This is a genomic window from Marinitoga arctica (assembly GCF_054657315.1).
Window position 1 is genome coordinate 22,781 of the sequence record NZ_BAAHYY010000029.1, and the last position, 6,889, is coordinate 29,669.

Annotated in this window: 7 protein-coding genes and 1 riboswitch; of the genes, 5 read left to right on the forward strand and 2 right to left on the reverse strand. The window is 26.5% G+C overall.

Annotated features, from left to right (window positions below; genetic code table 11):
* The first annotated feature begins 12 nt into the window (after positions 1-12).
* The 5 genes from truA to guaB all read left to right on the forward strand — a co-directional run bounded on the left by truA (position 13) and on the right by guaB (position 5,825).
* Positions 13-750, forward strand: coding sequence for a tRNA pseudouridine(38-40) synthase TruA (gene truA / locus ACYQ44_RS08275; RefSeq protein ID WP_459996522.1), 738 nt, complete (start codon positions 13-15; stop codon positions 748-750).
* Positions 645-1,889 carry a hypothetical protein gene (locus tag ACYQ44_RS08280; protein WP_459996523.1) on the forward strand — a complete coding sequence of 415 codons (1,245 nt, stop codon included), beginning with the start codon at positions 645-647 and terminating at the stop codon, positions 1,887-1,889. The genes truA and ACYQ44_RS08280 overlap by 106 nt, the downstream gene beginning before the upstream one ends.
* Positions 1,890-1,898: 9 nt before the next feature.
* Complete coding sequence (locus tag ACYQ44_RS08285) at positions 1,899-2,624, forward strand: TlyA family RNA methyltransferase (RefSeq protein ID WP_459996524.1); 726 nt, start codon at positions 1,899-1,901, stop codon at positions 2,622-2,624.
* A 61-nt stretch (positions 2,625-2,685) separates the two neighbouring features.
* Positions 2,686-2,787: riboswitch (purine riboswitch) on the forward strand.
* A 62-nt stretch (positions 2,788-2,849) separates the two neighbouring features.
* Positions 2,850-4,358 carry a glutamine-hydrolyzing GMP synthase gene (gene guaA / locus ACYQ44_RS08290; RefSeq protein ID WP_459996525.1) on the forward strand — a complete coding sequence of 503 codons (1,509 nt, stop codon included), beginning with the start codon at positions 2,850-2,852 and terminating at the stop codon, positions 4,356-4,358.
* A gap of 12 nt (positions 4,359-4,370) precedes the next feature.
* Complete coding sequence (gene guaB, locus ACYQ44_RS08295) at positions 4,371-5,825, forward strand: IMP dehydrogenase (protein WP_459996526.1); 1,455 nt, start codon at positions 4,371-4,373, stop codon at positions 5,823-5,825.
* A gap of 80 nt (positions 5,826-5,905) precedes the next feature.
* On the opposite strand, the gene ACYQ44_RS08300 is transcribed toward guaB, so the two are convergent.
* Positions 5,906-6,436 (reverse strand): hypothetical protein, encoded by a 531-nt coding sequence (locus ACYQ44_RS08300; RefSeq protein WP_459996527.1) that lies wholly within the window; start codon positions 6,434-6,436, stop codon positions 5,906-5,908.
* 81 nt (positions 6,437-6,517) lie between these two features.
* On the reverse strand, positions 6,518-6,775 hold the full coding sequence (locus ACYQ44_RS08305) for a hypothetical protein (protein WP_459996528.1): 258 nt from the start codon (positions 6,773-6,775) through the stop codon (positions 6,518-6,520).
* Between the last annotated feature and the right edge of the window lie 114 nt (positions 6,776-6,889).

Here is a 6,889-nt window from a genome sequence, read left to right on the forward strand (position 1 = left end):
TGGAGGTTAAATATGAGAAGAGTTGCTGCAATAGTTTCATATGATGGAACAAAATTTAATGGATTTCAAGGGCAGCCCCAAGTAAGAACTGTTCAAGGAGAATTTGAAAAAACTTTAAAAAGAATATTCAAACAAAAAATTATTTCATGGGGTTCTGGAAGAACAGATACAGGAGTTCACGGATATGGACAAGTTATAGCTTTTAATGTACCAAATGAAAATATGACACTAAAAAATATTAAAGATGCACTAAATGCTAATCTTCCCGAAGATATATATGTAAGAAAAATTTTGAATGTAAGAGATAAATTTTCACCACGCCATGAAGCAACTAAAAGAATATATCATTATTTCATATACCAAAATGATGAACCTAATATTTTTTTAAGAGATAGAGTTTGGTGGTTCCCTTATAATTTAAATATTTCCAAAATGAGGTTAGCCGCAAAATATTTAGAGGGGGAACATGATTTTTCTACCTTTAAAACAGGAAATGATGAAAGAAATCCTGTAAGAAATATATATAGAATTAGAATACTAAAACTTAGAAATAATTTAATATTAATTAGAGTTGAGGGACATTCATTTTTAAGACGTATGGTAAGAAATATTGTAGGTGCATTGGTAAAGGTAGGGACAGAAAGTTGGGAACCAGAATATATAAAAGAAATTTTAGAAGCGAAAAACCGATCAAAAGCTCCAGCATCAGCTCCACCACAAGGATTATACTTTTATTCTGTATTATTTTAATAACTATAAACACGTTTTCTAAAGAAAAAATAGGGCTAATTTATGATGGCCCTAATTATTTATTTTCTAATATTTTCTATAGTTTATATAAATACGTTGACATAGAAACACCACCTTCAACAAACTCAAAAAGGCTAGAAATAACTGTTCAAGCATCTAAAATTTCTATCGAATTTGATAATATAAAATCAGAAGATAATATCAACAATTATAATACTTTAATAGACAATGTTTTTAAAAATGTTTTTAAAAGAAGAATATATTTAATAGCAAATAATTGTAAAATAATAGATGACGATGGAAATAAGATTTCTTCTACATTTTTCAATTGGACAGAAAATTCGAAAATTAAAATCTTAAAAAATGATTTAGAATTTGAAATACCTATTAATTTACCTATCGGGCAAAGTTTTAAGCAAATCCCTGATAGATGGATAACTGTTAATTTTGTAGGATATACAGGAGAAGCTACGTTAAACGGTAAAAAAATTAAATTAGAAAGTAAATTAGATCTTCCGCCAAATATATTTATATTAGAAACACCCTATGAAAAAATTACTTTTGATTTAAAAAATGTTTATAATGAATATACCGTTTATTTAATCTCAGAAGTTATAGAAAAAGAAATAAATTTCAAAAAAATTTTTGGTATTTTTAATTTAGAAACCGGTATAGAAATAATCGGAAAAGAAAAAAGCGTGTGGATTTCTAAAAAAAATGATAATATTATTATTTCTGAAAATTCTTTATTTACATCTCCTTATGGTGCTATAGAAAAAAATAAAAACATTCAATTTCATGGCATTCCTGTATTTGCTTATGAAAAAAATTCTATAGTATATATTGTTAGTTCTTATGGAGAGCTTATTACAATAGGTATGAGAAATATATTTAGAGATCTTGAAAGATCACCAGCTTCTATAATTATAGAAGAAAATAAGATTTTTATTACTACATATGGAGGAAAAGAATTTACTATTGATCTTAAAACAGGAGGTTTATATTATACAGGTATAACTTCAAAAATAAGTAACAATATAAAAATATTTACAGAAAAAAATTTTATTCTTGATTCAAAAAATATTTTTATAAATAATAACAAATTAAAAATAACCAAAAAAACAAAAGATAAAAAATGAGGTAAAAAAATGGAAATAAGATTGGACGTTTTTTTAGTAAAAAAGAACATTGTCGAATCCCGCGAAAAAGCTCAGCGTTTGGTGAAAGAAAACAAAGTTAAAGTCAACGGAATTATAGTTAATAAACCATCAAAAAAAATAAATTTTTCAGATAATATAGAAGTTATAGAAAAGGAAAAATATGTAAGTAGAGCCGCTTATAAATTATTAAAAGCTTTTGAAAAATTTAATATTGATGTTAAAGGAAAAATATGTGCAGATTTTGGTTCTTCAACTGGTGGCTTTACTCAAGTTTTGCTTGAATTCAATGCAAAAAAGATTTATGCCATTGATTCTGGATCTAATCAACTACATAAATCTTTAAGAAAAAATCCAAAAATTATTTTAATGGAAAATACAAATGCCCGATATTTAAGTAAAGAAAATTTTGAAAAAATAGATTTTTTTACCTGTGACGTCTCTTTTATTTCAGTAACTAAATTAATAGATTCCATAAAAAAAATAACTAATTTTAATGCTGAAGGAATTGTTTTAATAAAACCACAATTTGAATTAGAACCTTCAAAATTGGTGAGAGGTGTTGTAAAAAAAGAGATTTATAGGAAAGAAGCAATTGAAAAAGTAAAAGACGCTTTTGAATGTAAGGGATTTAATATATTAGGAATAATTGAATCTCCTATTCGGGGGAAAAATGGAAATATAGAATATTTATTATATATAAAAAAAACTGATTAACAAAATATTAATATTTCAGTAAAAAAAAGACAGTTTTTCTCTGTTAAAATTCTGAAAATTAAATATTTTAAATAATCTTTCCTATATAATTCCAGTAATAAGGTCTGGAAGTTTCTACCGGATGGCCGTAAACCATCTGACTATAGGAAAGGGGTAGTGTGTATATATATATATATTATACGCTCCTCTTTTCTATAGAGGAGCATATTTTTTTAGGAGGTGTTTATGAAGAAAGTATTTATAGTTGATTTTGGATCTCAATACACTCAACTATTGGCAAGAAGAATTAGAGAAATTGGTGTATATTCTGAGGTTATCCAATATGATGAAAAACCAAATGATGAAATCGGTGCTATTATTTTATCAGGCGGACCAAATAGCGTTAATGATGAAAATAGTTTACCTTTACCAAATTGGGTTTTAAACTCTGAAAAACCTATTTTAGGAATTTGCTATGGATTTCAGTTATTAGCAAAAAATTTAGATGGTACTGTGAAAAAAACTAATATCTCCGAATATGGAAAAACAGAAATTGAACTATTAGATAATATCATTTTTAATGATATTCCCAAAAAAATAATAACTTGGATGAGCCATGGTGATTCTGTAACAAAACCACCTAAAAATAGTAAAGTTATAGCTAAAACTAAAAATAATATATATGCTGCAATTAAATTTTCTGAAAAAATTTATGGATTTCAATTTCATCCAGAAGTTATACATACTGAATACGGTTGTAAAATGTTAATGAATTTTCTATTTAACGTTGCAAATCTCGAAAAAAATTGGTCATTAAATTCTTTTATAGAAGATAAAATTAATGAAATAAAGGATGAAATTGGTAATAAAAAAGCAATAATCGCACTTTCTGGCGGTGTAGATTCTTCTGTTGCAGCGGTTTTAGTACATAATGCTATTGGAAAAAATTTAAAGGCTGTTTTTGTTAATCATGGCTTATTAAGATTAAATGAGGAAAAAGAAGTAAAAAATATATTTAATGAATTGCTAGGTATCAATCTTTCAATAATTGATGCTAAAGAAAGATTTATAACAAAACTTAAAAATGTTACAAATCCAGAAGTGAAAAGAAAAATAATTGGCGAAGAATTTATTAGAGTTTTTGAAAATGAAGCAAAAGATGATTATAATTTCCTCATTCAAGGAACAATATATTCTGACGTAATTGAAAGTGCTGCTTCGGGTAAAAAAACCGCAAAAATAAAAAGTCACCATAATGTTGGCGGATTACCTGAAAATATAAATTTAAAGATTATAGAACCTTTAAGAAATTTATTTAAAGATGAAGTTAGAAAAATTGGAGAAATTCTTAATATTCCGAAATATATTTTATATAGACATCCATTTCCTGGTCCGGGACTTGCTATAAGAATTATTGGAGAAGTAACTGAAGAAAAATTAAATATATTAAAAAAAGCTGATTCTATATTTATTGACGTTCTAAAAAAAAGAAATTGGTATAACAAAGTATGGCAAGCATTTACTGTTCTAACTCCTATTAAAACTGTTGGAGTTGTAGGTGATGAAAGAAGTTATGATTATGTACTCGCTATAAGAAGTGTTGATAGTGTAGAAGGAATGACTGCCAATTGGTCAAAGATACCCTTTGAAATATTAGAAGAAGCATCTAATAGAATAACAAATGAGGTTATTGGTATTGGAAGAGTTGTTTATGATATTACTTCAAAACCACCTTCAACAATTGAATGGGAATGAAAGGAGGAAAATATGTTTAGAGAAACTCTTACATTTGATGATGTATTACTTATTCCAAAATATAGTGAGATAACACCATCTCAAGTAAATACAAAATCGCACCTAGTAAAAGATATTTTTTTAAATACTCCATTTTTATCTGCAGCAATGGATACGGTAACAGAAAGCGATATGGCAAAAGCTATGGCTCATGCGGGTGGAATTGGAATTATTCATAAAAATATGACAATCGAAGAACAAGCGCATGAAATTGAAAAAGTTAAAAAATCTGAAAATGGAATTATTTATGATCCAATAACAATTTTACCAGATACTCCTATATTTAAAGCTGAAGAATTAATGCATGATTATAAAATTGGAGGTCTTCCAGTTGTTGATGAAAATAAGAAATTATTAGGTATTTTAACAAATAGAGATATGAGATTTGAAAAAAATTCAAACAAAAAAGCCAAAACTTTAATGACTCCTCTTAAAAATTTAATTGTGGCTGGCCCTCATATTACAATAAAAGAAGCTAAAGAAATTTTACATCAAAACAAAATTGAAAAATTACCAATAATAGATAATAAACAAAAATTAATAGGATTAATAACAATAAAAGATATTTTTTCAGTAATTGAACATCCTAATGCTTCTAGAGATGATAAAGGAAGACTATTGGTTGGTGGCGCAATAGGTGTTTCAGATGCAATAAAAAGAGCTTCTGCTTTGATTAATTCAAATGTTGATATATTAGTATTAGATTCAGCCCATGGTCACTCTAAAAATATTATTTCCACTTTAAAAGGCTTAAAACAAAAATTCCCTCATATACCTATTATTGCAGGTAATATTGCAACTCAAAAAGCTGCCATTGATTTAATTAATGCCGGTGCAGATGCTTTGAAAGTTGGGATTGGCCCTGGCTCTATTTGCACAACAAGAATTGTAGCAGGTATTGGAGTTCCTCAATTAACTGCTATTATAGATGTAACTATGGTAGCAAAAAAATATAACATCCCTGTTATTGCTGATGGCGGTATAAGATATTCTGGAGATGTTGTAAAAGCATTAGCTGCTGGAGCAAATACTGTTATGTTAGGTAGTATGTTTGCAGGAACTGATGAAGCACCCGGAGAAACAATTTTATACAAAGGGAGAAAATATAAAACGTATAGAGGAATGGGATCTATTGGCGCGATGAAAAAAGGGAGTAAAGATAGATACTTTCAAGAAAATGTTACAGATACAGATAAATTTGTACCCGAAGGTGTTGAAGGAATGGTTCCATACAAAGGTAAAGTTGAAGAAGTGATTTATCAGTTATTAGGTGGATTAAAATCTGGTATGGGATATATTGGAGCAAAAAATATAAATGAACTGCATAAAAAAGCCGAATTTATAAAAATTACTTCTTCGAGTATTAGAGAGAGCCATCCACATGATATCTCAATTACTAAAGAATCACCAAATTATTCCATAAAATAGCAAATTCTTACTTTTATATATTTAAATTTTTTTGTACATTGATAAAATTAAAATGGATATCCTCAAATGAGGATATCCATTTATTTAATTGGAGGATTATATGGTTTTGGCATATAATTTGGATTAAATCTATTATGAGTATTAATCCCCGGTTTTCTAAGTCTATAATTGTAATAATATGGGTATTTTTGAATAGGTGGATTCCAGTATTTCATTATTTTTTTGTTGTATAGCATGTTTTGATAATACTTTTTTTGATATAATTTTCTAGAAATCTCTTCCCTTAAATCTACTGTTTTGTCCTTATAATTAATCTTTACAGGAATAAAATATTTATCTGTTTTCAGTTGAATATAATAACCATAAAGAGTTATATCCGTGTCTTTTTCAAACCACTTTTCTAATATTGGAGCATTTGGAAAAATAGCTTTAAAATCTTTTTTATCTTTCAATTCAATAGTAAGAAATCTACCACTTTTTTCTGAATTAATGTTAATAATAGTTCCAGTTACCTCAAAAAGTTCTTTTTCATTTAAAATAGGAGTTTTTACCCATGCAAACATAGAAATACTTAGTAATGATAACAGCATAATAAAAAACGTTTTTTTCATTTTTTCACCTCCTAAATTCTAAAATTTCATTTTTATGATACCTTCAAAACCTTAAAAATTCCTTAGAATTTAAGAGTAATTTTAAAATTCAAATTTAGTTTTAATTTCTTCAAATTTTTTATCAATTTTTTCTTTTTCTTCTTTAGTAACTGCTAGTTTTTCTTTAGCAATTAATAGTAAATCTAATCCCTTTTTGTAAATTTCTAAAGCATATTCAATATCCAAATCACTATTATTTTGGAATGTTTGAGATATTAATTCTAACATTTTAGAAATTTCTTTAAAAGATCTTTTTTTTATTTCTGTTTTTGTCATTTTTAAAATTTCATCAATAGTCATTAAACTTCCCCCTCGTATAATAAGATATGTATAGATATTTATTTATTATAGCTCTTTGAAAAGTAAATATAATTAATTATTTTGTGTAAATATAATTAATTATTTTATATTTAA

Coding starts and splice junctions, on each gene's coding strand:
- guaA (WP_459996525.1), top strand. CDS start 2,850: ATGAAGAAAGTATTTATAGTTGATTTTGGATCTCAATACACTCAACTA.
- guaB (WP_459996526.1), top strand. CDS start 4,371: ATGTTTAGAGAAACTCTTACATTTGATGATGTATTACTTATTCCAAAA.
- ACYQ44_RS08285 (WP_459996524.1), top strand. CDS start 1,899: ATGGAAATAAGATTGGACGTTTTTTTAGTAAAAAAGAACATTGTCGAA.
- ACYQ44_RS08305 (WP_459996528.1), bottom strand. CDS start 6,775: ATGACTATTGATGAAATTTTAAAAATGACAAAAACAGAAATAAAAAAA.
- ACYQ44_RS08300 (WP_459996527.1), bottom strand. CDS start 6,436: ATGAAAAAAACGTTTTTTATTATGCTGTTATCATTACTAAGTATTTCT.
- truA (WP_459996522.1), top strand. CDS start 13: ATGAGAAGAGTTGCTGCAATAGTTTCATATGATGGAACAAAATTTAAT.